The organism is Variovorax nitratireducens (assembly GCF_051216545.1).
Lineage (GTDB): Bacteria > Pseudomonadota > Gammaproteobacteria > Burkholderiales > Burkholderiaceae_C > Variovorax.
The window spans coordinates 794,096-818,249 of the sequence record NZ_JBPJZO010000001.1; the positions used below are offsets into that span (position 1 = coordinate 794,096).

A 24,154-nucleotide genomic window follows, 5' to 3' on the forward strand; every position below is an offset into this window, starting at 1 on the left:
TATGGCACAATCGCCTCAACGTTTTGGGTGGTGGTCACTTAAAGCGTCCTTGATTCGCAGCGCGGCTGCGGCTTTTTCCCCAAGAGGAGAACCATGAAGAAACTGAATAAAGTGGCGATGATGTTTGCAGTCGCTGCGCTCGCCACTGCCGCCGGCGCGCAGACCCGTGTCACCGCAGCAAATGGCGGTCCTACGATCGACAACTGGCAAAACGGCACCGGCGAACTCGTCTGGAAAAACGGCACCAATGAACTGTGCTGGCGCAATGCCAACTGGACGCCTGCTACCGCAGCCGTCGGTTGCGACGGCGCGATCGTCCCCGCACCCGCAGTGACCCCCGCCGCCGCCCCGGCCGCAGTGGTTCCGCCGGCCGCTGGCCCCGCAGTTGCTGCATCGAAGGTTACCTTCGCTGCTGACGCCTTCTTCGACTTCGACAAGTCGGTTCTGAAGCCTGAAGGCCGTGCGAAGCTCGACGATCTGGTCTCGAAGATCAAGGGCGTGAACCTCGAAGTCATCATCGCCGTCGGCCATACCGACTCGATTGGCTCGGACGCTTACAACCAGCGCCTGTCGGTTCGCCGTGCAGAAGCCGTCAAGGCCTACCTGGTCTCCAAGGGCATCGAACGCAACCGCGTGTACACCGAAGGCAAGGGCGAGAAGCAACCTGTTGCGGACAACCGCACCAAGGAAGGCCGCGCCAAGAACCGTCGCGTGGAAATCGAAGTTGTCGGTACCCGCGCCAACTAAGTAATCCGAAAGGATTCTTAAGGAACCCCGCTACGGCGGGGTTTTTTTATGTCCGCTTCATAATCATTCGATGACAAATAACTTGAATGCCGACCCCGCGGAGTTGGCCAAATTTTCGGAACTGGCCCATCGCTGGTGGGATATGGACAGCGAATTCCGGCCATTGCATGAAATCAATCCGTTGCGGCTCGACTGGCTTGACGGCATTTCGCCGATAGCAGGTCAGCGTGCGCTCGATGTCGGTTGCGGCGGCGGCATCCTGGCCGATGCCCTGGCGCGAAAAGGTGCCGATGTGCTGGGCATCGACCTGGCCGACAAGGCGCTCAAGGTGGCTCAACTGCATGCGCTCGAAGCCGGCACGCGCGGCGTCAAGTACCGCGAGGTCAGTGTCGAGGCGCTGGCAGCCGAGCAGCCGGGCAGCTTCGACGTGGTCACCTGCATGGAAATGCTCGAGCATGTGCCGCAGCCTGCATCGGTTGTTCAAGCCTGCGCCACGTTGGTCAAACCGGGCGGCTGGGTGTTCTTCTCGACCATTCATCGCAATTTCAAGGCGTTCATGCTCGCGATCGTCGGCGCCGAGTACGTGCTCGGCATGCTGCCGCGAGGAACGCACGAGTACCAGAAGCTGATTCGGCCGAGCGAACTTGCTGCCTATTGCCGGAGTGCCGGGCTGGAACTGCGGCAGACCAAGGGTTTGCAGCACAACCCGGTGACGCGGCGCTACTGGCTCAACGACGACACCAGCGTGAACTACATGTTCGCGACGCAACGGCCGGCAGCCTCCCCGTGAAGCAGCGGCACGACATCCTGGCCGTGCTGTTCGATCTCGATGGCACGCTGGTCGACAGCGCGCCCGAACTCGGTGCCGCGGCCGACAAGATGCGCACCGACCGTGGCATGCCTTCCTTGCCGCAGGCGTTGTACCGGCCACTGGCCGGCGCAGGCGCGCGTGGCATGCTTGGCGTTGCCTTCGGCATCACCCCCGAGGCGACGGAGTTCGATGCTCTGCGCGAAGAGTTCTATGTGAACTATGAAACCCGCATGCTCACGGGAACCCCCGTGTTCGACGGCATACCGGAGCTGGTGGACGCGCTGCGTGCCCAGGGACTGAGCTGGGGCGTGGTGACCAACAAGGCGGCCCGCTTTACCGACCCGCTCACACGGGCCATGCCGCTGTTCGCGAGCGCCGGCGCCATCGTGAGTGGCGACACCACGCCGTTTTCCAAGCCGCATCCGGAGCCGCTGCTGGAGGCGGCGCGCCGGCTTGGCGTTGCCCCCGGGCGCTGCATGTATGTGGGGGACGACGAGCGCGACATCGTTGCCGGGCGCGCGGCCGGCATGCAGACGGTCGCGGCGACCTACGGCTACATGGGCGACCAGGCCGACGCCACCCTCTGGAATGCCCATGCAGCCATCGCATCGCCACTGGAACTCTTGCAAATGCTGAAGCAGGCCTAAAATGTGAATCTTGGGGCTGCACTGGTTTCGACGTGGGTTCGGAATCGCAGCGGGGCATGTCGAGCTGAATGCGCTCGTAAAACAGATTCAAACAAACTAACTGCAAACGACGAACGTTTCGCACTCGCTGCTTAATTGCCAGTGAGCTTTGCAACAGCAGGCCGATGGGCTGGGCAAGGGGGTGACAGAGCAATCTGACACCTCCCGGCTGCAAAGATAATTACATGGGCTGGCTCCGATCCGGGTACCTTGGGTCGGGGTGAGAAAATAGGGTGCTGGCGTCCGGTTTAGCGTGCGACTGCGCGACTCCGGGAGCGAGACTCAAATCAGATCGCTAAGCATGTAGATCTGCGCGAAGAAGGCTTGCGGACGGGGGTTCAAATCCCCCCAGCTCCACCAACCACCGGACAGGCCCGGCCGTTTTGCGACGGCCGGGCCTTGTTTTTGGGGCCGCGCGATTCGTGGCTATAGTCAGTGCCGCTGAAGGCTCGCCATGCGGCCGGTCTTGCGCCCCCAGGAAAACAACATGCCGGACACCCTGACCTCTGCGATCACGAGCTACTACGACACGGTTCCGTACGACTCGCATCCCTTTCCGCAGACTGCCGCAGAGCATCTGGAATCGCTGGCCTACCTGTTCGGTCTCGATGCCACGCCGCCCGCACAGGCTCGGGTGCTTGAGCTGGGCTGCGCCGCGGGAGGCAACCTGCTCCCGTTTGCGGCACGGCATCCTGGCGCCAGCGCGCTGGGCATCGACCTGTCGCCGGTACAGGTGGCGCAGGGCGTGGCAGCGATCGCGCACACGAAGCTCGGCAATGTCGAACTGCGCGCTTTCAACATCGCCGACATCGATGCATCGTTCGGCCAGTTCGACTACATCGTCTGCCACGGCGTCTACAGCTGGGTGCCGCCGGCAGTGCAGGACGCGATCCTGCGCGTCTGCTCGGAAAACCTGGCCCCGAACGGCGTGGCCTATGTCAGCTACAACGTTTACCCGGGCTGGAAGGCGCGCGAGATCGTGCGCGACGCGATGATCCTGCGCGGCGGCCCGCGCGACGAACCCGACGAGAAGCTTTCGTACGCGCGCGGCATGCTCGAATTTCTCGAACAGTCGGCCCGTCCCGACAGCGTGCTGAAGAAAACGCTCGAGGAAACGATGCCGATCGTCCGGAATGCGAACAGCTCCTACCTGCTGCACGAGTTCCTCGAGCCCTGCAACGCGCCCTGCTATTTCAAGGAATTCGTCGAGCGGGCGGGCGCGCATGGCCTGGCCTATCTGTCCGATGCCGAGCCCTCGACCATGTTCGTGCAGAACTACGGCGAGAAGGTGCGCGAGCCGTTGCTGCGCGAATGCGGCGGCAGCCAGATCATGATCGAGCAGTACCTTGACTTTCTGGTCAATCGCACTTTCCGCCAGACGCTGCTGGTCAAAAAGGAGCGTGTTGGCGAGATCCGTTACCGGCTCGATCCGACCCGGCTGCGCGTGCTCGGCTATGCCGGCGTTTTCCTGCCCGACGACGGCACCCCGATTACGCTCGACGGGCCCGAGCAGCCTTGCACCGCAATCCGCAATCTCAAGGTCACATTGCGCCTGCCGGTGCACAAGGCGGTGGCCCAGGTGCTGGATCAGCACTATCCGGCGGCCCTGCTGCCCGATGCTCTGGTCACCGAGGTCTCCGCCCGGACGGGTGAGCCGCGCAGCGCAGTCGAGCCCTTCGTGATGGCGATGCTCGAAGAACTGCTGATACTGGGCGCGGTGCGGCTGCGGCGCAGCCCGGCCGAGGCCGCGGCGCAGGTGTCCGAGTTGCCCCGCGCCCTCGACGCGGTGCGCCACGCGCCGGGTCTCGCGCTGAGCACCGGCCCCACTGCCACCGCCTGCAACCAGTGGCACGAGCAGGTTGCGTTGTCGCCGCTCGAGCGCTGCCTGCTGCCGCTGCTCGATGGCGCCCACGGACACGAGGCGCTGGCCGAGCATCTCGCCGGCGAAGCGCGCGCCGAGCGACTGCGCTTCATCAAAGACGATCAGTTGTTGACCGAAGAGGTCGCGCTGCGCGACTTCACGCGGCAACAGGTGGCGCTCGCTCTGAAGGACTTGCGCCGCAAGGGCCTGCTGGCAGCCTGATCTATCGATCCATTGTTGAAATCCGAGGAGAGGTCTGAATGAAAAAATACCAATGGACATCCGACGCGCGCAAGCTTTTGACCGAGAGGGGCCACAACCTCGGTGTGCAGCAGCCGTCCAACCATCTGGCCGCGATCATCGTCGGTGCGCCATCGCTGGGCTACTGAACCGGTGCTGTTGCAGGACATCCTCTACAGCCAGGGCTTCGGCACCCGGCGCGTTTGCGCCGGGCTGATTCAACAGGGCTTTGTGACCATCGCGGGCGCCGTTGTCGCGGACTCTGCGGTCGATTTGGCGGCCCAAGGGCTGCGCTTCACGGTGCAAGGCACCGAGTGGGCGTACCACGAGAAGGCCTACCTGATGCTGCACAAGCCGGCCGGCACCGAGTGCTCGCAAAAGCCCTCCACCTGGCCGAGCATCTACACGCTGCTGCCGTCGCCGTTGCGGCTGCGGCCCAACAAGGGCGCGGTGCAGGGCGTGCAGGCCATCGGCCGGCTCGACCAGGACACCACTGGCCTGCTGCTGCTGACCGACGATGGCCAGTTCATTCACCGCATGGGGTCGCCGAAGCACCATGTGCCCAAGGTGTACGAGGTCACGGTCAAGCACCCGCTCGACGAAAGCCAGCTGCAGAAACTGCTCGCCGGCGTGGTGCTCGACGACGACCCGAAACCGGTGCTTGCCGCAGCCTGCGAAGCGGTGGCGCCACTCCACCTGCGGCTGACCCTGACCGAAGGCAAGTACCACCAGGTCAAGCGCATGGTGGCAGCCGTCGGCAACCGGGTCGAAGCCTTGCATCGCTCGTCGATCGGTGCGCTTGCGCTGCCCGAGGATCTGGCGCCCGGCCAATGGCGCTGGCTTAGCGCCGAACAAGTCGAGGCATTGCGCAGCGCCCGCTGAAACAGGCCCGACCGGTCAGCCGACGGTCGGGCTCGACCGTTAAAATCGAACGACTTCTTCCGGAATCTCCCCTTGCGCTTTTCTGCTCTCCCCAGCGGCCGCATCGCGGCCTTTTTGTTGTCCGCCGCCTCTTTGCTGTCGCATGCCGGCGCGGCCGAACCGCCGCCGATCTTCGTGCTCAATTCGCTCGATGCCACTGTGAGCGTGATCGATCCCGTCAGCTGGACGGAAAAGCAGCGCATCCAGACCGGCAAGGAGCCGCATCACCTGTACCTGACGCCGGACGAGCAGTCGGTGATCGTGGCCAACTCGGCCGGCGATTCGCTGACATTCCTGAACCCGCGCACGGCCGAAGTGCAGCGCGTGGTGTACGGGATCATCGACCCGTACCAGCTCCAGTTCTCGCACGACATGAAGTGGTTCGTCACGGCCGCCAACCGGCTCAACCATGTCGACATCTACCGTTGGGACGGCAAGGAGCTCAAGCTCGCCAAGCGCATCCCCACCGGCAAGACGCCGAGCCATATCTGGATCGACCGCGCCAGCACGGTGGCCTACGTCACGATGCAGGATAGCGACGAACTCATCGCGGTCGACCTCGCCACGCAGACCATCCGCTGGCGCATGCCGACCGGCGCGATGCCGGCCGACATCTTCGGCATCCATGGCGACAAGACCCTGCTCGTCGGCCTCACCGGCAGCGACGGCGTGCAGGTGTTCGACGTGGCCGGCGCGCAACCCAAGCTGGTCGGCAAGATTCCCACCGGCAAGGGCGCGCACGCGTTCCGCGCCGCGGGTGACGGCAAGACCGTGTTCATCAGCAACCGCGTGGCCAACAGCGTGAGCCGCATCGACCTGGCGACGCTGAAGGTGATTGACGAGTACCCGGTGCCCGGCGGCCCCGACTGCATGGACGTGTCGGCCGACGGCAAGACCCTGTTCGTCACGTCGCGCTGGGCCAGGAAGCTCAGCGTGGTCGACCTCGCTGCGCACAAGGTGGTGCGGCAAGTGAATGTCGGCCGCTCGCCGCATGGTGTCTGGACGCTCGACCATGCATCGAGATAGGCGCTCCCCCAGGCTTCGCGCACTGCGTGTCGCTTCGCCAACCCCCTCGCCGGGGGCGACACCGGCGGCCCGGCGGACCCGGTTCCGCGGTGTCTCACGCATGGTTGCGCGCTTGCGCTCGGCTTTTTGGGGCTTGTTTCTGGTCGTGCCCACTGCTGTGCTGGCCCAGGCCACTTGCGAGAAACCGGTTTACCTGACACTCGACACCGGCCACATGGGTGTCGCCCCGCTGGTGGCCGACGTGCTCAAGCGGCAGAACGTGCGCGTTACCTTCTTTGCCGCGGCCGAGCGCACCCAGACCGACGGCGACAGCCTCGACAACCACTGGGCCGCCTGGTGGAAGGCGCGGGCGGCCGAGGGCAACGAGTTCGGTTCGCACACCTACGACCACGTCTACTGGCGCGGCGACGAGAAGAGCGTCGAGCCGCGGTTTCGGGTGAAGCCTTCGGCCGGGGCCTTTGCTGGGCGCGAGTTCACCTGGAGCGCCGCGCAGTATTGCGAGAACATCGCCAAGGCCTCCGACCGGCTCGAATTCGTGACGGGCAAGAAACCGCTGCCGCTGTTCCGCGCACCCGGCGGCAGAACATCGCCAAAGCTGGTGGCCGCCGCCAAGGCCTGCGGCTACGCGCACGTGGGCTGGTCGCCGGCCGGTTTCCTCGGCGACGAGTTGCCGAGCGAGACCTTCAGCAACGAGAAACTGCTCGCGCAGGCGCTCGACCGGATCCGGCCCGGCGACATCCTGCTGGCGCACCTCGGCATCTGGTCGCGCAAGGATCCGTGGGCGCCGGCCGACCTCGAGCCGCTGATCGTGGGCCTGAAGGAGAAGGGCTTCTGCTTCCAGACCTTGCGCCAGCACCCCGACTACCGCGACTGGATCGCAAAGCATCCCTGACATGGACTGGTTTACCGACCACTTCGCTGCGGTGCAGCAGTGGCTCTTCGAAGCCGCGGTGCAGCCGCTGGTCTACGCCGTCGGACTGGGCGGCTGGGTAGAGGATGCGTTCGATGCCACCGGTTGGCTGCTGGTCGGCCTGATCCAGATCGCAATCCTGCTGGCGCTGATCGGGCCGCTGCAGCGTTGGCGCCCGGTGGAGCCGGTGAGCGACCGGCGCGCGATCCGCACCGACATCCTCTACACGCTGATCCACCGGCTCGGGTTGTTCCGCCTGGGCATGTTCTTCGCGCTCGATCCGCTGTTCGACGAGGTGATGGGCTCGCTGCGCGGCGCGGGTTGGGGCAGCCTGCACCTGGACGAACTCTGGCCCGGCGTGACCGACGTGCCGTGGATCGCCTTCGCCATCTACCTGGTCGTGCTCGACTTCGTGGAGTACCTGATTCACCGGGGCCAGCACCAATTCAACTGGTGGTGGGGGCTGCATTCGCTGCACCACTCGCAGCGCCAGATGACGATGTGGAGCGACAACCGCAACCACCTGCTCGACGACGTGCTTCACGACACGATCATCGTGGTGGTCGCACAGCTCATCGGCGTTGCGCCGGGCCAGTTCATCGCGATCGTCGCGTTCACGCAGCTCAGCGAGAGCCTGCAGCATGCCAATCTTCGGCTGTCGTTCGGCGCCATCGGCGAGCGGCTCTGGATCAGTCCGCGCTTCCACCGGCTGCACCACAGCATCGGGCTGGGCCATGAGTCGGCCGGCCCCCGTACGCTGGGCGGCCATAACTTCGGCGTGCTGTTGCCGTGGTGGGACATGCTGTTTCGCACCGGCAACTTCGAGAACCGGTATGACGCCACCGGCATCCGCGATCAGGTCGAGCCCGATGCCGCCGGCCGCGTGCGCGACTACGGGCGCGGCTTCTGGGCCCAGCAGTGGACCGGGCTCCAGCGCATGCTGGGCCGCTGAATTCGTAGCGTATCCTCGGCAGCGATGCGCCTCCTTCTCGATTCCTTCTGGCGCGCGGTGGCTTATTGCCTGCGACCGCGCGTGATGCTGCTGTCGCTGCTGCCGCTCGGGCTCATGCTGGCGCTGGCGGCGCTGTTCGGTTACTTCTTCTGGGCGTCGACGGTGGCTTGGACCCGGGAGGCGCTCGACGCCTGGCCGCTGCTTTCCAGCTTCTGGGGCTGGATCGGCCGCCTGTTCTCCGGCGACGTGACAGCAATGCTCGCCCCGCTGGTGGTGGTGATCGCGGCGACGCCGCTGCTGGTCGTGGTGTCGCTGGTGATCGTGGCCGGCCTCATGGCGCCGGCGCTCACGCGGCTGGTCGGCGAGCGCCGCTTTCCGGCGCTGGAACAGAAGAAGGGCGCTTCCTTTATCGGCAGCGTGGCCCGCTCGCTGGGACTCACGCTGCTGGCGCTGGTCGCGCTGGTGGTCTCGATGCCACTGTGGCTGATTCCACCGCTGGTGCTGATCCTGCCGCCGCTGATCTGGGGCTGGCTCACCTACCGCGTGATGAGCTTCGACGCGCTGGCCGAACATGCCAGCCCTGAAGAGCGCGCCGCACTGCTGCGCGCGCACCGGTTGCCGTTGCTCGGAATCGGCGTGCTGTGCGGCTACCTCGGCGCGGCGCCGAGCATCGTCTGGGCCTCCGGCCTGTTGTTCGCCGCGGCGTTCTTCGTGCTCGTTCCGCTTGCGATCTGGATCTACACGCTGGTGTTTGCGTTCTCGGCCCTCTGGTTTGCACACTATTGTCTTGACGCGCTGGCACAGTTGCGGGCGCAGCGCGCCGCGCTCGCGACCGCCGATCCGACGCCTGCGCTCGAGGCTGATCGCACCGTCGAAACACTATGGAGTTCTCCATGAAACGCGCGATCGGCATGCTCATCGTGGGCGACGAAATCCTCTCCGGCAAGCGGCTCGACAAGCACATGCCCAAGGTCATCGAGATGCTCGCCGCGCGCGGTCTGTCGCTCGATTGGGCCGAGTACGTGGGCGACGAGCCCGCGCGCATCACGGCTGCGCTCAAGCGCGCGTTCGACTCCGGCGACATCGTGTTCTCGACCGGTGGCATCGGTGCCACGCCCGACGACCACACGCGGCAGTGCGCCGCCGCGGCGCTCGGTGTACCGCTGGCGTTGCACCCCGAAGCGGAGTTGCTGATCCGCGAGCGCATGCAGGACACGGCGCGCGAGCAGGGGGTGCCCTACGAGGCCGATCGCCCTGACAACGTCCACCGCCTCAACATGGGCGTGTTCCCGCAGGGCGCCACGATCATCCGCAACCCTTACAACAAGATTCCCGGCTTCAGCGTGGGTGACGTGCACTTCGTACCTGGCTTCCCGGTCATGGCCTGGCCGATGATCGAAGCGGTACTCGACACGCGCTACACCGACCTGTTTGCGCACGGCCAGAGCGCCGAGAAGTCGGTGATCGTCTACGGCGCGATGGAGGCTACGCTGACGCCGCTGATGGAGGCCGTCGAACGCACCCATCCCGGCGTCAAGGTGTTCAGCCTCCCGAGCGTGGATCATCCCGAGCATGGCCGTCACATCGAACTGGGCGTCAAGGGCCCTGCAGAGGGGCTCCACGCCGCGTACACGCAACTGATCGAGGGCCTGCACGGCTACGATGCGCGACTTGGCCCCGAAATGGTGCGATGAACTACCATGCACCAAAATGAGTAAATACTGGTTCATTCTGGGTTGTGAGCGGGGGCTAAAGCCTGTGCGCAGCACCCTGGCAATGGCATAGAAACTGCATTCGCTTCCCCCGCATTCCTAACCACCATCCACAAGGAGAATTTGATGGCAAAGACCGTCGCCGACGTACTCAAACTCGTGAAAGAAAGCGAGGTCAAGTTCGTCGATTTCCGTTTCACTGACACCCGTGGCAAGGAACAGCACGTCACCGTGCCGGTTTCCGCTTTCGACGAAAGCAAGTTCACCGACGGTCACGCCTTCGACGGCTCCTCGATCGCTGGCTGGAAGGGCATTGAAGCTTCGGACATGCAACTCATGCCCGACCCGAACACCGCAAACATCGACCCGTTCTTCGAAGAAACGACGCTGATCCTGACCTGCGACGTGATCGATCCGTCGGACGGCAAGGCCTATGAGCGCGACCCGCGTTCGCTGGCCAAGCGCGCCGAGGCCTACATGAAAGCCTCGGGCCTGGGCGATACCGCCTATTTCGGACCGGAACCCGAATTCTTCGTGTTCGACAGCGTGCGCTGGAAGAACGACATGTCGGGCTGCTTCGTGAAGATCGATTCCGAAGAAGCTTCGTGGAACACCGACAAGGAATACGAACACGGCAACACCGGCCATCGCCCGGCCGTCAAGGGCGGCTACTTCCCGGTGCCCCCGGTCGACAGCTTCCAGGACATGCGCTCGGAAATGTGCCTGGTGCTCGAATCGCTCGGCATCCCGGTCGAAGTGCATCACCATGAAGTGGCGAACGCCGGCCAGATGGAACTGGGCACCCGTTTCAGCACGCTGATCCAGCGCGCCGACTGGGTTCAGCTGCAGAAGTACGTGATCCACAACGTGGCCCATGCCTACGGCAAGACCGCCACCTTCATGCCCAAGCCCATCGTTGGCGACAACGGCTCCGGCATGCACGTGCACCAGTCGGTCTGGAAGGACGGCAAGAACCTGTTTGCCGGTGACGGCTATGCGGGCCTCTCGGAATTCGCGCTGCACTACATCGGCGGCATCATCAAGCACGCCCGCGCGCTGAACGCCATCACGAACCCCGGCACCAACAGCTACAAGCGCCTGGTGCCCGGCTTCGAAGCCCCGGTGAAGCTGGCCTACTCGGCCAAGAACCGCTCGGCTTCGATCCGCATCCCGTTCGTGGCCAACCCGAAGGGCCGCCGCGTCGAGGCGCGCTTCCCCGATCCGCTGATGAACCCGTACCTCGGTTTCGCCGCGCTTCTGATGGCCGGCCTCGACGGCGTCGAGAACAAGATCGATCCGGGCGAAGCCGCCAGCAAGGATCTGTACCACCTGCCGCCGGAAGAAGACGCGCTGATCCCGACCGTGTGCCACAGCCTCGACCAGGCGCTGGAATACCTCGACAAGGATCGTGCATTCCTGACCAAGGGCGGCGTGTTCACCGATTCGTATATCGACGCCTACATCGACCTCAAGATGCAGGAAGTCACGCGCTTTCGCATGGCGACCCATCCGGTCGAGTTCGACATGTACTACTCGCTGTAATGTTGCGCGAGACTGCGGCAGCCCCTTGAAAGGGCCCGTCGCGTCAAATAAGGACGGCCTGGCGCCGTCCTTTTTCTTTGGGCGGGAACATGCGACTGGCATCGGCATCGAATTGCAGGAAAATGGCACTTTGCCGCGCACTTCCTCCAAGACCATGAAGACTGTCGTTTCCTTTCTTTTGCTGCCAATGGCCCTGCTGGCCGTCGCACCGGCGTTCGCGCAGGAGCGCGTCTGGCGCTGCGGCAACGAATACACCAACAACGCGACCGACGCGCAGAAGCGCGGCTGCAAGATCATGGAAGGCGGCAACGTCACGGTGGTTCAGGGCTCGGCACGTGCCGCGACGGCGCCTTCCAGCGGCGGAGGCGGCGCGGCGGTCAAGGCGCCCCCGGGCAGTCCGCGCGTGGAGGGGGTCGACCAACGCGCCCGGGACGGCGAAGCCCGCTCGGTGCTGCAGTCCGAACTCAAGAAGGCCGAAGCGCGCCAGGCCGAACTGCTCAAGGATTTCAACAACGGCGAGCCGGAGAAGCAGGGCAGCGAAGGCCGCAACTACCAGAAGTACCTGGATCGCGTGGCCGAAATGAAAGCCGAGATCGCGCGCAATGAAAGCGACATCGCCGGCATTCGCCGCGAAATCGGCCGGCTGCCGGCCGCTTCCCAGTAACCATGGCCTTTGGCAAGGCCCCCGCCTCCAGCAAGCGTTTTCAGCCTTTCGACCTGCTCGCCACGCTGATTGCCGTGGTGCGCACCGACGGCGCGGTGTTGTTCGCCAACGCGGCGCTCGAGGACGCACTCGGCACTTCGCGCCGCACGCTCGAAGGCTCGCAGTTCGGCGCGTGCTTTCACGAGCCCGCGGTGCTGCGCACCGCCATCGACGGCGCGCACAGCCACGACTTCGCCACGCTGCGCTATGAGGCGTTCCTGCGGCGCGTGAACCACGAGCTCATGCCGGTACAGGTGACGCTGGCACAAACCGACAAGAGCGGCGAACTGATCATCGAGATGTCACCGCTCGAGAGCCAGGTTCGACAAGACCGGGAAGAGCGCCTGCTCGACCAGGCGCAGGCCAACAAGGAGTTGATCCGCAACCTCGCGCACGAGATCAAGAACCCGCTCGGCGGCATTCGCGGCGCCGCCCAGTTGCTGCAGATGGAGGTCGAGTCGCGCGACCTGATCGAATACACCCAGGTGATCATCCACGAGGCCGACCGGCTGCAGACGCTGGTCGATCGGCTGCTGGCGCCGCATCGGCGCCCGCACGTTGTGGGCGATGTCAACATCCACGAGGTCTGCGAGCGGGTTCGCTCGGTGATCCTCGCCGAGTTTCCGCGCGACCTGCACATCGAGCGCGATTTCGACGTCTCGATTCCGGAGTTTCGTGGCGACCGCGAGCAACTGATCCAGGCCACGCTCAACATCGTTCACAACGCGGCGCAGGCGCTGACCGAGCGGCGTGCCGCAGGCGATGCGCAGATTACTTTCAAGACCCGCATTGCGCGTCAGGTCATCTTCAACAAACAGTGGTATCGACTGGCACTGGAATTGCATGTCATTGACAATGGACCGGGTGTGCCGGACACGATCAAGGATCGCATCTTCTACCCGCTCGTATCGGGCAGGGATGGCGGAACCGGGTTGGGTCTGACACTTGCGCAAACCTTCGTACAACAGCATCACGGCGTGATCGAGTGCGACAGCGTCCCGGGCCGAACCGATTTCAAGATATTGATACCGCTGCCTTAGCAGCCAGGGCGACAAGGAACTGCATGAAGCCGATCTGGATAGTGGATGACGACCAATCGATACGCTTCGTGCTCGAGAAAGCGCTGCTGCGCGAGAACCTGCCGACGCGCAGTTTCACCAACACCCGCGAAGTGCTGGCGGCGCTCGAGGCTGCCAACGACGACGAGTCCCAGGGCCCCCAGGTTCTGGTGAGCGACATCCGCATGCCTGGTGGTTCGGGCCTCGAACTGCTCGACAAGATCAAGATCAAGCACCCAGGCCTGCCGGTCATCATCATGACCGCGTACTCCGACCTCGACAGCGCCGTTTCGGCGTTTCAGGGCGGCGCCTTCGAATACCTGCCGAAGCCCTTCGATCTGCCGCGTGCCGTCGAGTTGATTCGCCGCGCCGTCGACGAAAGCCAGCGCGAGGAAGTGGCCGAAGAGCGCATGGTGGCCGCCCCTGAAATGCTGGGCCAGGCCCCAGCGATGCAGGACGTGTTCCGCGCCATCGGCCGCCTCTCGCAGAGCAATGTGACGGTGCTCATCACCGGCGAATCGGGCTCGGGCAAAGAGCTGGTGGCGCGTGCCCTGCACAAGCATTCGCCGCGCACCGATGGACCGTTCGTGGCCATCAACACCGCAGCGATTCCCAAGGATCTGCTGGAGAGCGAACTGTTCGGCCACGAGCGCGGCGCCTTCACCGGCGCCCAGACCATGCGGCGCGGCCGCTTCGAGCAAGCCGATGGCGGAACGCTGTTTCTCGACGAAATCGGCGACATGCCGTTCGACCTGCAAACGCGCCTGCTGCGCGTGTTGAGCGACGGGCACTTCTACCGCGTCGGCGGCCACAACGCGGTCAAGGCGAACGTGCGCGTGATCGCGGCGACGCACCAGGATCTGGAACAGCGCGTGAAGCACGGCGGCTTCCGCGAAGACTTGTTTCACCGCCTCAACGTGATCCGGCTGCGGCTGCCTGCGTTGCGCGAGCGGCGTGAAGACGTGCCTGCGCTGACGCGCCACTTCCTGCAGCAGAGCGCCAAGCAACTCGGCGTCGACCCCAAGCGCATCTCCGACGCGGCGCTGGTTCAGCTGTCGACCTTCGGCTTTCCGGGCAATGTGCGCCAGCTCGAAAACATCTGCCACTGGCTCACGGTGATGGCGCCGGCGCAATTGATCGAGCCCAAGGATCTGCCACCGGAAGTGATTGCGGGCGCTGCGGTCGAAGCCACCTCGAGCGGCTTCGGTGCGGCGCCGGTGTCGACCACCCACAGCGCGCCGGCCGAGCGGGAGCCGCTGGCGCCTGTTGCGTCGGCCCCGGCACACGCTGCGCCTGCCGCGACCGAAACAGTGCCGCAGGAGGCGCCGCGCAGCGATGCCTGGGAGACCGGGCTGGAGATCGAAGCGCAGGCTCTGCTGGCCGCCGGCCGCCACGACGTGTGGGATGCGCTGTCGCGCCGCTTCGAATCGCGCCTGATCCTGACCGCGCTGGCCAACACCCGCGGCCGCCGCATCGAGGCCGCGCAAAAACTCGGCATCGGCCGCAATACGATCACGCGCAAGATTCAGGAACTCGGCATAGAGTAGTTGCTCGCCCCCAGGCTTGCTCACTTCGTGTAGCCTCCTTCCCCCTGCCGGGGGCAACACCGGCGGACCGGCGGAGCCGGTTCCTCGGTGTTTCTGGAAAAAGCGCAGTGCTTTCCAGGGGGCGGAGTTGGTTAGATTTCCAGCACGACCGGTGCGTGGTCGCTGGGCTTTTCCCACTTGCGCGGGACGCGGTCGATCACGCAGCTTTTCACCTGCGGCACCAGCGGTTCGCTCACCAGGATGTGGTCGATGCGCAGGCCTCGGTTCTTCTGGTAGCCGAGCATGCGGTAGTCCCACCACGAGTAGCTCTTGGGCGGCTGGTCGAACAGCCGGAAGGCATCGGTCAGGCCCAGCTTCAGCAACGCCTTGAACTGGTCACGCTCTTCGGTTGTGTGGTGGATGGTTTCGGCCAGCCCGACCGGATCGAAGCTGTCGCGGTCTTCCAGCACGATGTTGAAGTCGCCAAGCAGCACCAGATTCGGGTGAGCAGCCAGTTCCTCGCGCAGCCAGTCGCGCAGCGCGCGCAGCCAGCCCATCTTGTATTCGAACTTCTCGCTGCCCGGCGCCTGGCCGTTGACGAAGTAGCCGTTGACCACCCGCACCTCGCCGGCCGGCGTGTCGAGCGTGGCCGCGATCACGCGTGACTGCTCGTCGGTGAAGCCGGTGATGTTCTTCACGACATCGCGCACCGGCGCCAGGCTCAGGATCGCGACGCCGTTGTAGGTCTTCTGGCCGAACACGGCAGCCTCGTAGCCGGCCGCCTTGAGCACCTCGAGCGGGAACTTGTCGTCGCTCATCTTGAGCTCCTGCAGACACAGCACGTCGACCGGGTTGGCGACGAGCCAGTCGAGCACATGCTGCAGGCGGGCGGTGAGGGAGTTGACGTTCCAGGTGGCAATTTTCATGATTGCCGTAACTTACCTGATTGTTGTTGGCCTGCGCATCACCCAACCGCGCGCATTTGCCAGCCCTGCCGCTCAGTCGAGCGACACGCCAGCTTTTTCCAGGGTCACGAAGCTGAACCGCAGCCCATTGCTCGACACATGGGATGCGCGCACGGTTTCCTGCCACTCGCTGCCGAGCGTCGGTGCATAGGCGTCACCATCGAAGTCGCGGTCGATCTCGGTGACCAGGGCGCGCTGTGCCAGTGGCGCTGCCTCGGCATAGATCTGCGCACCGCCGATCACCCACACCTCGGCGGCATCGTCGCAGAGCGAAATCGCTTCCGTCAGGCTGGATGCGCGCCGGGCTCCGGCTTCGTTCCAGCCGGGTTGGCGTGTGATCACGATGTTGGTGCGACCCGGCAGCGGCCGGAATTTCGGCGGCACCGAATCCCAGCACTTGCGGCCCATGATCACCGGGCAGCCCATGGTCGTGCGCTTGAAGTGCGCCATGTCTTCGGGCAGGTGCCAGGGCAGCGTGCCGTTGATGCCGATCACGCCGTTGGCGGCGCGGGCGTAGATCAGGTTGATGCGGGTCATGCGCTCAAACGGCCACCGGCGCCTTGATCGCGGCGTGGTGCTGGTAGTCGACCACTTCGAAATCCTCGTACTGGTAGTCGAAGATCGAAGGCGGTTTGCGCTGGATGACCAGCGTCGGGTACGGATGCGGCGCGCGGTTCAGTTGCAGCGCGACCTGCTCGGCATGGTTGCTGTAGATGTGGCAGTCGCCGCCCGTCCAGATGAAGTCGCCCACGTCAAGGTCGCACTGCTGCGCCACCATGTGCGTCAGCAGCGCGTAGCTCGCGATGTTGAAGGGCACGCCAAGGAAGATGTCGGCGCTGCGCTGGTAGAGCTGGCAGCTCAGCTTGCCGCGCTCGCCCGGCGCCTGCGGTGGCGCCACGTAGAACTGGAAGAAGGCGTGGCAGGGCATCAGCGCCATCTTCGGCAGTTCGGCCACGTTCCAGGCGCTCACGATGATGCGGCGCGAATCGGGGTTGCTCTTCAGGGTCTTGATCACATCGGCGATCTGGTCGACGTGGCCGCCGTCGGGTGTCGGCCAGCTGCGCCACTGGACGCCGTAGACCGGGCCCAGGTCGCCATCTTCGCGCGCCCATTCATCCCAGATCGTCACGCCGCGTTCCTTGAGCCAGTTGTTGTTGCTGGAGCCGGTCAGGAACCAGAGCAGTTCCTGGATGATGGACTTGAGGTGCACCTTCTTGGTCGTCACCAGCGGAAAGCCTTCGTTCAGATCGAAGCGCATCTGGTAGCCGAACACGCTCTTGGTGCCGGTGCCGGTGCGGTCGCCCTTGTGCACGCCATGCGTGTCGACGTGGCGCATGAAGTCTTCGTACTGCGAGCGGATGGGGCGGATCATGTGGAAGAGGCCTCCGACCGGAGCACGCGCCCCGGGTTCAGGATGTTCTGCGGGTCGAGCCCGCGCTTGATGGCGCGCATCATGCCGAGCGCGACCGGGGATTTGTGCTTTTCGAGCTTGTCGACCTTGAGCGCCCCGATGCCGTGCTCGGCCGAGAACGAGCCGCCGAACCGGGCGACCGCGTCGTACACGAGCACGTTGACGCGCTCTTCTTCGTCGCGCAGGAACGCCTTCGAATCGCCCTCGGCCGGCGCCTGCACGTTGTAGTGAAGGTTGCCGTCGCCAAGGTGGCCGAAGTTGACCAGCCGCACGCCCGGAATCTCGCGCTGCAGCAGCGCATCGGTGCTGGCGACGAACTCGGGGATTCGCGAGACGGCAATCGAGATGTCGTGTTTGATGTTCAAACCCTCTTCGGCCTGCGCGAGCGGAATGCTCTCGCGGATGTGCCAGAGCTGGTGCGCCTGCGTGAGGTTTTCGGCCACCACGGCGTCCGTGACGCAGCCGTCTTCGAACGCGGTTTCCAGCAGTGCCTCGAAGCGCGCGCGCGCATGGTCTTCGGATTCGCTGTCGGAGTTCTCGAGCAGCACGCAATACGGTGTGGCGTCGTCGCCGATGAAGGGCACGCGCAGCTGAGGCATGTGCTTGGCCACCAGGCTCAGTGCAAACTGGCCCATCACCTCGAAACCGGTCAGCCCGGCGCCGAGCCGCTGGTGCGCCATGCCCAGCAGCGTGACCGCATGATCAAGCGACGGCACTGCGGCCCAGGCGGTGAGCTGCGCGGCGGGCATCGGGTACAGCTTCATCGTCGCGGCCGTGATGATGCCCAGCGTGCCTTCGCTTCCGATCATCAGGTCGCGCAGGTCGTAGCCCGTGTTGTCCTTGCGCAGGCCGCTGGTGCCTTCCCAGATCTCGCCCTGCGGCGTGACGACTTCCAGGCCCAGGCACAGGTCGCGCGCATTGCCGTAGCGCACTACCTGCGTGCCACCGGCGTTGGTCGCCAGGTTGCCGCCGATGGTGCAGCTGCCTTCGGCCGCCAGGCTCAGCGGAAACAGGAAACCGGCCTTCTCGGCCGTTTCCTGCAGGGTCTGCAGAATGCAGCCGGCTTCGACCGTCACCGTGAGGTTGGCCGCGTCGATCTGGCGGATCGCGTTCATGCGCTGCAGGCTCAGCAGCACCTGGGTGCCGCTGCCATCGGGTGTCGAGCCGACCGCGAGACCGGTGTTGCCGCCCTGCGGCACCAGCGACGTGCCGGCCGCCGCGCAGGCCTTGACCACGTCGGCCACCTGCTGCGCGTTGCCCGGCCGCACCACGGCCAGCGCCTTGCCGCGCTCGCGCTTGCGCCAATCCTGCTCGAAAGCGGTGAGGTCGCCTTCGGTGAGGACGTTCGATGCGCCGACAACGGCGCGCAACTGGTCGATCAGGTCGGTCATGGGGCAGGGGCCTCGGTCAGGCGTTGGGCTTCGGCGGCGTTGCGCAGGCGCAGCCGCACGTGCCAGGCGCAGGCGGCGAAGAGCACGAGGCACAGCAGCACTTCGAGCAGTGCCAGGCCACGGCTCAGCGGCAGCACGTCGCTCCAGGCGCGCACCACGCCCTCGGTGAAATAGAGCCAGACCATCAGGCTGACCCAGCGGTAGGTGTACATGCGGTTCTTGAGCAGGCCGGCCAGCGGCACCACGAGCGGCAGCACCTTGAGCGCCAGCACCGAGCCGCCCGGGCGCAGCGGCGCCAGCCACATTTCCCAGGCCAGCCCGAGCACGATCAGACCGACCAGACTGCCGACGGCGAGCCGGCGGGTCAGCGCAACGGAAGACGAAAGCGGCGGCAATGTGGTTGTCATGTCAGGCGCTCGACGGCGGGGTATTCAATGCCAGAAACACCGCGGAACCGGCTTCCGCTCGCGAAGCGACACGAAATGCGCGCAGCTTGGGGGGGAGGGCGTCCACCTATCATACCGGCCATGAATTTTCAGCAGTGGATGGGGGATCTTTCGCACTTTCCGTGGCGCAACACTGCGGCCGTGCTCGGCGAGCGGTTTCGCGAGGAACGGCTCGGCCTGACGGCCAGCAGCCTCACTTTCACCACCACCATCGCGCTGGTGCCTTTTTTCACCGTGGCGCTGGCGCTGTTCACGGTGTTCCCGATGTTCTCGAAGATGCAGGGCGGCCTGCAGCGCTGGTTCGTCGAAAGCCTGATTCCGGAGAACATCGCGCGCCAGGTGCTCGGCTACCTGAACCAGTTTTCGAGCAAGGCCGGCGGCCTGGGCATCGCAGGCCTCCTGGTGCTGCTGGTGACCGCGATCGCGTTGATCCTCACCATCGACAAGACGCTCAACACCATCTGGCGCGTGCGCACGCCACGTCCCTTTGCGCAGCGCGTGCTGATCTACTGGGCCGCGATCACGCTCGGGCCGCTGATTCTGGCGGTGAGCCTCAGCACCACCTCGTATGTGTTTTCGGCCTCGCGCGACGTGGTGGGCGGCGCCGCCCTCAGGCTGCTCAAGCTGCTGTTCGACACCTTCGAGTTCGCGTTGCTGGCGGCCGGCATGGCCTCGCTCTATCACTATGTGCCCAACACCTCGGTCAAGTGGGCCCATGCCTGGGCTGGCGGCTTCTTCGTGGCGGCCGCGATCGAGATCGCCAAGCGCGTGCTGGGCTACTACATCAGCCAGGTGCCGACCTATTCAGTGCTGTACGGCGCGTTTGCCACGGTGCCGATTCTGCTGGTGTGGATTTACGTCGCCTGGGTCATCGTGTTGCTCGGCGCCGTGATCGCGGCCTACCTGCCGAGCCTGATGACCGGCGTGGCGCGCCGCGGCGGCGCGGCCGGCTGGCCGTTCCAGCTTGCGGTCGAGGCGCTGCAGCACCTGCACCGTGCGCAGGCCACGCCGACCAAAGGGCTGGGCGTCGGCGAACTGGTGCAGCGCATGCGGGTCGACAGGCTGCAAGTGCTGCCGGTGCTCGAAACGCTGGTGGCGCTCGACTGGATCGCGCCGCTGGCCGAAGAGCCCGACAACGAAGACCCGCGCTATGTGCTGCTGGCCGACCCCGACACCACGCCGCTGCACCCGCTGCTCGCCGAGCTGCTGATGCCGCCCACCGAAGCGCTCGCACCGGTCTGGGCCAAGGCGCCGCTGGCCCGCCTGCGGCTGCGCGATGCGCTGTAACGCGGCGCCACCGATAATCCGATCGCCTTGAACGCCCTGCTTCAATCCCCCGCCGACGCCCTCTGGGTGGTGTGCCTCTGCGCCGAATGGTGCGGCGCCTGCCGCGAGTACCGGCCCTTGTTCGAGCAGGTGGCGCAGGCGCACCCGGGGCTTCGCTTTGCATGGGTCGACATCGAAGACCACGCCGAGCTGGCCGACGATTTCGACGTCGAGACTTTTCCGACGATCCTGGTCGCAGGCGGCGACGGCACCCGTTTCATCGGGCCGCTGCTGCCGCACGCCGAGACCCTGTCGCGCATGCTGTCGGCACTGCAGCCCGCGCAGCCGTCCGCCGCGGAAGTGAACCTGCTGCTTTCGGCGCTGCACGCTGCGCCGGGGCGCTTCGAAGTGCGGCCCTGAAGGTCAACCGGCTCGGTTGCCAGGAGCCGAGGAAGCCTAGGCGCCCAGGAAGTCCTTCAGCGCAAACAGCGTCTCGTCGGGTGCCTCCGACAGCAGCGCATGCCCGGCGTTGACCGTGACCACTTTCGCGCCGGGTGCTTTGCCGGAGAGGGTTCTGGTCGCCCGCGGCGGCGTCATCTGGTCGGCTGCGCCGAGCAGGAACAGCACGGGGCACCGCACGGACGCGATCGCGGCTTCGCCGTTCGCGTAGTCGTTGCAGGCCTTGAAGCCGATGTGGAACACGTTGGCCTCCCGGTTGCTCGCGAGCACGCGGCGCATCAGCGCGCGCGAGCTGCCGTAGAGCCAGGTGCCCGGGCCGAGCGATGACGGGGGCGGCGCCAGCAGCGAATGCGACAGGTTGTTGACCAGGGTGATCGTGCGCTGCGGGTCGTTCAGCGCACCGTCGAGCAGCGCGGGCGAGACCACCATCGGGTAGGCAGTGCCGACCAGCGCGAGGTGCGTGACGCGCTGCGGCGCGCGGGCCGTGGCTTCCAGCGCGATCAGCGAGCCGAAGCTGTGGCCGACCAGCGCGGCCTTTTCGACACCTGCCGCATCCAGCAGCGCGATCACGAAGTCCGCGGCCTGCTCCACGCTCGCGGGTGGCGGGCCTTCGCTCCTGCAATGGCCCGGGAGGTCGAGTGCGAGCACGTTCCAGCCGTGGTTGGCGAACCAGCGGCTTTGCAGGATCCACACGCTGTGGTCATGCAGCACGCCGTGGACGAACACCACCGTGGGCTTTGCTGCATCGAAAGTCTTGCCGCCGGTGTAGCACCAGGTGCGATGGCCATTGACGACGAGTTCCATCACGCGCCCGCCTTTTCTGCGGCCTTGAGGGCGCGCTTCAGGTCGTCGATCAGGTCGGCCGGGTCTTCCAGGCCGATCGACAGCCGGATCGTGCCCTGCGAGATGCCGGCACCGGCGAGCGCCTCGTCGGTCATGCGGAAGTGCGTGGTGCTGGCCGGATGGATCACCAGGCTGCGGCAGTCGCCCACGTTGGCGAGGTGGCTGAACAGCTTCAGCGCCTCGATGAACTTCTTGCCCTGCTCGCGACTGCCCTTCAGGTCGAAGCTGAACACCGCACCCGCACCCTTGGCGCCGTGCCGCAGCAACTTCTTGGCGAGCGCATGGCTCGGGTGCGATTCGATCAGCGGATGGCCGACGCGCGAGACAAAGGGGTGCGCGGCCAGGAATTCGACCACCTTCTGGGTATTGTCGATGTGGCGCTCCATGCGCAGCGGCAGGGTCTCGATGCCCTGCAGGATCAGCCAGGCCGTGTGCGGGCTCATAGAGGCGCCGAAGTCGCGCAGGCCCTCGCGCCGCGCACGCAGCAGAAACGCGCCGACCGTGCTTTCCTCGCTGAACACCATGTTGTGGAAGCCGTCGTAGGCCTGGGTGAGTTCGGCGAACTTGCCCGAACGCTCCCAGTCGAAACTGCCGCCATCGACCACCACGCCGCCGATCACCGTACCGTGCCCGCTCAGGAATTTGGTGGCCGAGTGGTAGACCAGATCGGCGCCCCAGTCGAAGGGCTTGATCAGGTAGGGCGAGGTGAGGGTGGAGTCGACCAGCAGCGGCACGCCGGCTTCGTGCGCGATGTCGGCGACGGCAGGAATGTCCAGCACGTCGAGGCCGGGATTGCCGACCGTCTCGCCGAACAGCAGCTTGGTCTCCGGCCGGATCGCGGCGCGCCAGCCATCCAGGTCGTTCGGCTTCACGAAGGTGGTTGCGATGCCGAAACGCCGCATCGTGTAGTGCAGCAGGTTCTGTGAGCCGCCATAGAGCGCCGTGCTCGCCACGATGTGCGAGCCCGCGCCCATCAGAGTCGCGATGCTCAGGTGCAGCGCGGCCTGGCCGCTCGCGGTGGCGATCGCGCCGATGCCGCCTTCGAGCGCGGCCACGCGCTGTTCGAGCACCGCGTTGGTCGGGTTGCTGATGCGGCTGTAGACATGGCCGGCCCGCTCCAGGTTGAACAGCGCGGCCGCATGGTCGCTCGACTCGAATACGAACGAGGTGGTCAGGTGGATCGGCACGGCGCGCGCGCCGGTGGTGGGGTCGGGCGCCGCGCCTGCGTGCAACGCGAGCGTGTCGAAGCCGGGGTCGGAATAGCCGGGCATGGAAAGCCTTTCAGGGTCTTGTTTGGCAACGCCCGGTTACCGATGCATCGGCTGCAGCGGCGCCGCGGGGCTTGTTTCGGCGGCTATTGTGAGTGAGTTGGGCTATATTCAAATCGGCATCGCCGCCGAGTCCCGAGGAGCACCATCATGAAAGTCAGCGACATCCTGCGCGTCAAGGGCAACACGCTCTTCACCGTCACGCCCGAGGAGTCGTTGTCGACCGCGGTTTCGGCGATGGCGGAAAAGGACATTGGCTCGCTCGTCGTCATGGAGCACGGCGATCTGGTCGGCATGCTGACCTTCCGCGAGGTGATCCTCGCCATCGTCGGAAACGGAGGCCAGGTCGGCGGCACGCTGGTGCGCAAGGCCATGGACGATGCCCCTGTCACCTGCACCATGGAAACCGACCTCGACGAAATCCGCCGCATCATGCTGGAGCGCCACGCCCGCTACATGCCGGTAATGGACAAGCGCATGCTGATGGGCGTGATCAGCTTCTACGATGTGGCCAAGGCGGTGGTCGACAGCCAGAACTTCGAGAACAAGATGCTCAAGGCCTACATCCGCGACTGGCCGGCCGAGGAAGAGCCGGGCAACTGAGCGCAGGCGCGGCCGCGGCGCCTCGTTCAGTAGTCTTTCTTGAGCTGCTGCGCCACGCGGCGCGCCATCAGCCGCATTCCCGTGTCGTAGCTTTCGATCACCTCCGGCGTGCGATCCATCAGCGCGTCGAAGTTCGGGAACCGGAAGCGCGGCTCGGCCTCGATGCTCCACGCGGCATTTCCGCTCGCATCGGCGCCGTAGTAGAGCGATGTGGAGAAGAGGGTGTCGCCGGAGGCTGGGGCCGACAGCGTCGCACCGATGTTGACGCGCGGCAGGTAGTAGGACGAGAGCCGCCCTGAGTCCATGCCCGTTTCGCCAAACTGCACGTACAGCACCGGATCGCGCGTGGGCAGTTGGGTCACATCGACATAGTCGGCGTCCTTGTAGCCGCTCGGCACTGCAATGACGGCGGCCTCGTAGCCTTGGCCGCGCAGTGCTTCTATCAGGGCTGCCGTCATCTTCGGGCCCATGGCCTTGCGTTCGGCCTCCATCTTCTCGTCGAACAGATTGGTCTTGACGCGATTGGCGATGGATGCCCAGAGCAGCCCGGCGACCAGGTTGTTGTAGGTGTAGAGACGGTCGGGCGATGTGACGGGCAGAACCTGAATCCGGGTCAGCACCGGTTTTGGCGCCGGTGGAGTTCTGTGGCCGCAGCCCGCCAGCGCGAGCGCGGCGACGGCCGCGAACGATAAAACAACAGACCGCCTCGATGCGCACAGCGCCATGGTTCTCTCCCTTTTTTTTGAACGGGCGCAAGGATGCCACAGAGCTGCCTCCGCGCGTGCCGGAAGCGGGAAAAAGGTTGCA

General features: G+C 65.4%; 26 protein-coding genes and 1 other RNA gene. 19 read left to right on the forward strand and 8 right to left on the reverse strand.

Annotation, left to right across the window (positions count from 1 at the left end; translation table 11 throughout):
• Positions 1-93 precede the first annotated feature (93 nt).
• From ompA to ntrC, 16 genes are all read left to right on the forward strand, one after another.
• On the forward strand, positions 94-747 hold the full coding sequence (gene ompA / locus ACSFA8_RS03665) for an outer membrane protein OmpA (RefSeq protein ID WP_435478150.1): 654 nt from the start codon (positions 94-96) through the stop codon (positions 745-747).
• A gap of 70 nt (positions 748-817) precedes the next feature.
• Positions 818-1,537, forward strand: a complete 720-nt coding sequence (ubiG, locus tag ACSFA8_RS03670; protein WP_435478151.1) for a bifunctional 2-polyprenyl-6-hydroxyphenol methylase/3-demethylubiquinol 3-O-methyltransferase UbiG — start codon at positions 818-820, stop codon at positions 1,535-1,537.
• On the forward strand, positions 1,534-2,205 hold the full coding sequence (locus tag ACSFA8_RS03675) for an HAD-IA family hydrolase (protein WP_435478152.1): 672 nt from the start codon (positions 1,534-1,536) through the stop codon (positions 2,203-2,205). The genes ubiG and ACSFA8_RS03675 overlap by 4 nt, the downstream gene beginning before the upstream one ends.
• A gap of 12 nt (positions 2,206-2,217) precedes the next feature.
• Positions 2,218-2,604: a transfer-messenger RNA gene (gene ssrA, locus ACSFA8_RS03680) on the forward strand.
• A gap of 127 nt (positions 2,605-2,731) precedes the next feature.
• Entirely contained in the window at positions 2,732-4,327 is a 1,596-nt protein-coding gene (locus ACSFA8_RS03685) for a methyltransferase regulatory domain-containing protein (RefSeq protein ID WP_435478153.1), read from the forward strand.
• Positions 4,328-4,365: 38 nt separating this feature from the next.
• Entirely contained in the window at positions 4,366-4,494 is a 129-nt protein-coding gene (locus ACSFA8_RS03690) for a hypothetical protein (RefSeq protein WP_435478154.1), read from the forward strand.
• A gap of 4 nt (positions 4,495-4,498) precedes the next feature.
• Entirely contained in the window at positions 4,499-5,227 is a 729-nt protein-coding gene (locus ACSFA8_RS03695; protein WP_435478155.1) for a pseudouridine synthase, read from the forward strand.
• A gap of 72 nt (positions 5,228-5,299) precedes the next feature.
• The gene (locus ACSFA8_RS03700) at positions 5,300-6,292 is read left to right on the forward strand and encodes a YncE family protein (RefSeq protein WP_435478156.1); all 993 of its coding nucleotides are present in this window, start codon (positions 5,300-5,302) and stop codon (positions 6,290-6,292) included.
• Between the two features lie 100 nt (positions 6,293-6,392).
• On the forward strand, positions 6,393-7,184 hold the full coding sequence (locus ACSFA8_RS03705; protein ID WP_435478157.1) for a polysaccharide deacetylase family protein: 792 nt from the start codon (positions 6,393-6,395) through the stop codon (positions 7,182-7,184).
• Between the two features lies 1 nt (position 7,185).
• Entirely contained in the window at positions 7,186-8,154 is a 969-nt protein-coding gene (locus ACSFA8_RS03710; RefSeq protein WP_435478158.1) for a sterol desaturase family protein, read from the forward strand.
• A 24-nt stretch (positions 8,155-8,178) separates the two neighbouring features.
• On the forward strand, positions 8,179-9,051 hold the full coding sequence (locus tag ACSFA8_RS03715) for an EI24 domain-containing protein (protein ID WP_435478159.1): 873 nt from the start codon (positions 8,179-8,181) through the stop codon (positions 9,049-9,051).
• Entirely contained in the window at positions 9,048-9,848 is an 801-nt protein-coding gene (locus ACSFA8_RS03720) for a competence/damage-inducible protein A (protein WP_435478160.1), read from the forward strand. Before ACSFA8_RS03715 ends, ACSFA8_RS03720 begins: the two co-directional genes overlap by 4 nt.
• A 144-nt stretch (positions 9,849-9,992) precedes the next feature.
• Positions 9,993-11,408 (forward strand): type I glutamate--ammonia ligase, encoded by a 1,416-nt coding sequence (gene glnA, locus ACSFA8_RS03725; RefSeq protein WP_286545824.1) that lies wholly within the window; start codon positions 9,993-9,995, stop codon positions 11,406-11,408.
• 154 nt (positions 11,409-11,562) lie between these two features.
• The gene (locus ACSFA8_RS03730) at positions 11,563-12,072 is read left to right on the forward strand and encodes a hypothetical protein (RefSeq protein WP_435478161.1); all 510 of its coding nucleotides are present in this window, start codon (positions 11,563-11,565) and stop codon (positions 12,070-12,072) included.
• A gap of 2 nt (positions 12,073-12,074) precedes the next feature.
• Positions 12,075-13,151 carry a nitrogen regulation protein NR(II) gene (gene glnL / locus ACSFA8_RS03735; protein ID WP_435478162.1) on the forward strand — a complete coding sequence of 359 codons (1,077 nt, stop codon included), beginning with the start codon at positions 12,075-12,077 and terminating at the stop codon, positions 13,149-13,151.
• Positions 13,152-13,174: 23 nt separating this feature from the next.
• Positions 13,175-14,716 (forward strand): nitrogen regulation protein NR(I), encoded by a 1,542-nt coding sequence (gene ntrC / locus ACSFA8_RS03740; protein WP_435478163.1) that lies wholly within the window; start codon positions 13,175-13,177, stop codon positions 14,714-14,716.
• Positions 14,717-14,847: 131 nt separating this feature from the next.
• Here the strand turns inward: ntrC and xth are convergent, their stop codons facing one another.
• The 5 genes from xth to ACSFA8_RS03765 form a co-directional block, all read right to left on the reverse strand.
• Complete coding sequence (gene xth / locus ACSFA8_RS03745) at positions 14,848-15,621, reverse strand: exodeoxyribonuclease III (RefSeq protein WP_435478164.1); 774 nt, start codon at positions 15,619-15,621, stop codon at positions 14,848-14,850.
• Positions 15,622-15,693: 72 nt separating this feature from the next.
• Positions 15,694-16,197, reverse strand: a complete 504-nt coding sequence (locus ACSFA8_RS03750) for a dihydrofolate reductase (protein WP_435478165.1) — start codon at positions 16,195-16,197, stop codon at positions 15,694-15,696.
• Between the two features lie 4 nt (positions 16,198-16,201).
• Positions 16,202-17,032, reverse strand: a complete 831-nt coding sequence (locus ACSFA8_RS03755; protein WP_435478166.1) for a thymidylate synthase — start codon at positions 17,030-17,032, stop codon at positions 16,202-16,204.
• On the reverse strand, positions 17,029-18,462 hold the full coding sequence (locus tag ACSFA8_RS03760; RefSeq protein WP_435478167.1) for an FAD-binding oxidoreductase: 1,434 nt from the start codon (positions 18,460-18,462) through the stop codon (positions 17,029-17,031). Before ACSFA8_RS03760 ends, ACSFA8_RS03755 begins: the two co-directional genes overlap by 4 nt.
• Positions 18,459-18,869 (reverse strand): DUF2069 domain-containing protein, encoded by a 411-nt coding sequence (locus ACSFA8_RS03765; RefSeq protein WP_286622151.1) that lies wholly within the window; start codon positions 18,867-18,869, stop codon positions 18,459-18,461. Before ACSFA8_RS03765 ends, ACSFA8_RS03760 begins: the two co-directional genes overlap by 4 nt.
• A gap of 108 nt (positions 18,870-18,977) precedes the next feature.
• On the opposite strand from ACSFA8_RS03765, the gene ACSFA8_RS03770 reads away from it, so the two are divergent.
• Together ACSFA8_RS03770 and ACSFA8_RS03775 are read left to right on the forward strand one after the other, a co-directional pair.
• Positions 18,978-20,195 carry a YihY family inner membrane protein gene (locus ACSFA8_RS03770; protein WP_435478447.1) on the forward strand — a complete coding sequence of 406 codons (1,218 nt, stop codon included), beginning with the start codon at positions 18,978-18,980 and terminating at the stop codon, positions 20,193-20,195.
• Between the two features lie 27 nt (positions 20,196-20,222).
• Positions 20,223-20,594, forward strand: coding sequence for a thioredoxin family protein (locus tag ACSFA8_RS03775; protein WP_435478168.1), 372 nt, complete (start codon positions 20,223-20,225; stop codon positions 20,592-20,594).
• 36 nt (positions 20,595-20,630) lie between these two features.
• On the opposite strand, the gene ACSFA8_RS03780 is transcribed toward ACSFA8_RS03775, so the two are convergent.
• A complete protein-coding gene (locus ACSFA8_RS03780) occupies positions 20,631-21,437 on the reverse strand; it encodes an alpha/beta fold hydrolase (protein WP_435478169.1) in 807 nt (268 codons plus the stop codon).
• Positions 21,437-22,747: an O-acetylhomoserine aminocarboxypropyltransferase gene (locus tag ACSFA8_RS03785; protein WP_286545843.1), complete on the reverse strand. Its 1,311-nt coding sequence runs from the start codon at positions 22,745-22,747 to the stop codon at positions 21,437-21,439. Before ACSFA8_RS03785 ends, ACSFA8_RS03780 begins: the two co-directional genes overlap by 1 nt.
• Before the next feature lie 147 nt (positions 22,748-22,894).
• Here ACSFA8_RS03785 and ACSFA8_RS03790 point away from each other — a divergent pair, with 147 nt between their 5' ends.
• A complete protein-coding gene (locus ACSFA8_RS03790; protein ID WP_435478170.1) occupies positions 22,895-23,347 on the forward strand; it encodes a CBS domain-containing protein in 453 nt (150 codons plus the stop codon).
• A 26-nt stretch (positions 23,348-23,373) separates the two neighbouring features.
• Here ACSFA8_RS03790 and ACSFA8_RS03795 read toward each other — a convergent pair whose 3' ends face one another.
• Positions 23,374-23,967: a hypothetical protein gene (locus ACSFA8_RS03795; RefSeq protein ID WP_435478171.1), complete on the reverse strand. Its 594-nt coding sequence runs from the start codon at positions 23,965-23,967 to the stop codon at positions 23,374-23,376.
• Positions 23,968-24,154: the final 187 nt, after the last annotated feature.

Bases quoted from the DNA above. Each gene is read 5' to 3' on its own strand.
- ompA (WP_435478150.1), top strand. From the start codon at position 94: ATGAAGAAACTGAATAAAGTGGCGATGATGTTTGCAGTCGCTGCGCTC.
- ubiG (WP_435478151.1), top strand. From the start codon at position 818: ATGACAAATAACTTGAATGCCGACCCCGCGGAGTTGGCCAAATTTTCG.
- ACSFA8_RS03685 (WP_435478153.1), top strand. From the start codon at position 2,732: ATGCCGGACACCCTGACCTCTGCGATCACGAGCTACTACGACACGGTT.
- ACSFA8_RS03690 (WP_435478154.1), top strand. From the start codon at position 4,366: ATGAAAAAATACCAATGGACATCCGACGCGCGCAAGCTTTTGACCGAG.
- ACSFA8_RS03705 (WP_435478157.1), top strand. From the start codon at position 6,393: ATGGTTGCGCGCTTGCGCTCGGCTTTTTGGGGCTTGTTTCTGGTCGTG.
- ACSFA8_RS03710 (WP_435478158.1), top strand. From the start codon at position 7,186: ATGGACTGGTTTACCGACCACTTCGCTGCGGTGCAGCAGTGGCTCTTC.
- ACSFA8_RS03715 (WP_435478159.1), top strand. From the start codon at position 8,179: ATGCGCCTCCTTCTCGATTCCTTCTGGCGCGCGGTGGCTTATTGCCTG.
- ACSFA8_RS03720 (WP_435478160.1), top strand. From the start codon at position 9,048: ATGAAACGCGCGATCGGCATGCTCATCGTGGGCGACGAAATCCTCTCC.
- glnA (WP_286545824.1), top strand. From the start codon at position 9,993: ATGGCAAAGACCGTCGCCGACGTACTCAAACTCGTGAAAGAAAGCGAG.
- ACSFA8_RS03730 (WP_435478161.1), top strand. From the start codon at position 11,563: ATGAAGACTGTCGTTTCCTTTCTTTTGCTGCCAATGGCCCTGCTGGCC.
- glnL (WP_435478162.1), top strand. From the start codon at position 12,075: ATGGCCTTTGGCAAGGCCCCCGCCTCCAGCAAGCGTTTTCAGCCTTTC.
- ntrC (WP_435478163.1), top strand. From the start codon at position 13,175: ATGAAGCCGATCTGGATAGTGGATGACGACCAATCGATACGCTTCGTG.
- xth (WP_435478164.1), bottom strand. From the start codon at position 15,621: ATGAAAATTGCCACCTGGAACGTCAACTCCCTCACCGCCCGCCTGCAG.
- ACSFA8_RS03750 (WP_435478165.1), bottom strand. From the start codon at position 16,197: ATGACCCGCATCAACCTGATCTACGCCCGCGCCGCCAACGGCGTGATC.
- ACSFA8_RS03755 (WP_435478166.1), bottom strand. From the start codon at position 17,032: ATGATCCGCCCCATCCGCTCGCAGTACGAAGACTTCATGCGCCACGTC.
- ACSFA8_RS03760 (WP_435478167.1), bottom strand. From the start codon at position 18,462: ATGACCGACCTGATCGACCAGTTGCGCGCCGTTGTCGGCGCATCGAAC.
- ACSFA8_RS03765 (WP_286622151.1), bottom strand. From the start codon at position 18,869: ATGACAACCACATTGCCGCCGCTTTCGTCTTCCGTTGCGCTGACCCGC.
- ACSFA8_RS03780 (WP_435478169.1), bottom strand. From the start codon at position 21,437: ATGGAACTCGTCGTCAATGGCCATCGCACCTGGTGCTACACCGGCGGC.
- ACSFA8_RS03785 (WP_286545843.1), bottom strand. From the start codon at position 22,747: ATGCCCGGCTATTCCGACCCCGGCTTCGACACGCTCGCGTTGCACGCA.
- ACSFA8_RS03790 (WP_435478170.1), top strand. From the start codon at position 22,895: ATGAAAGTCAGCGACATCCTGCGCGTCAAGGGCAACACGCTCTTCACC.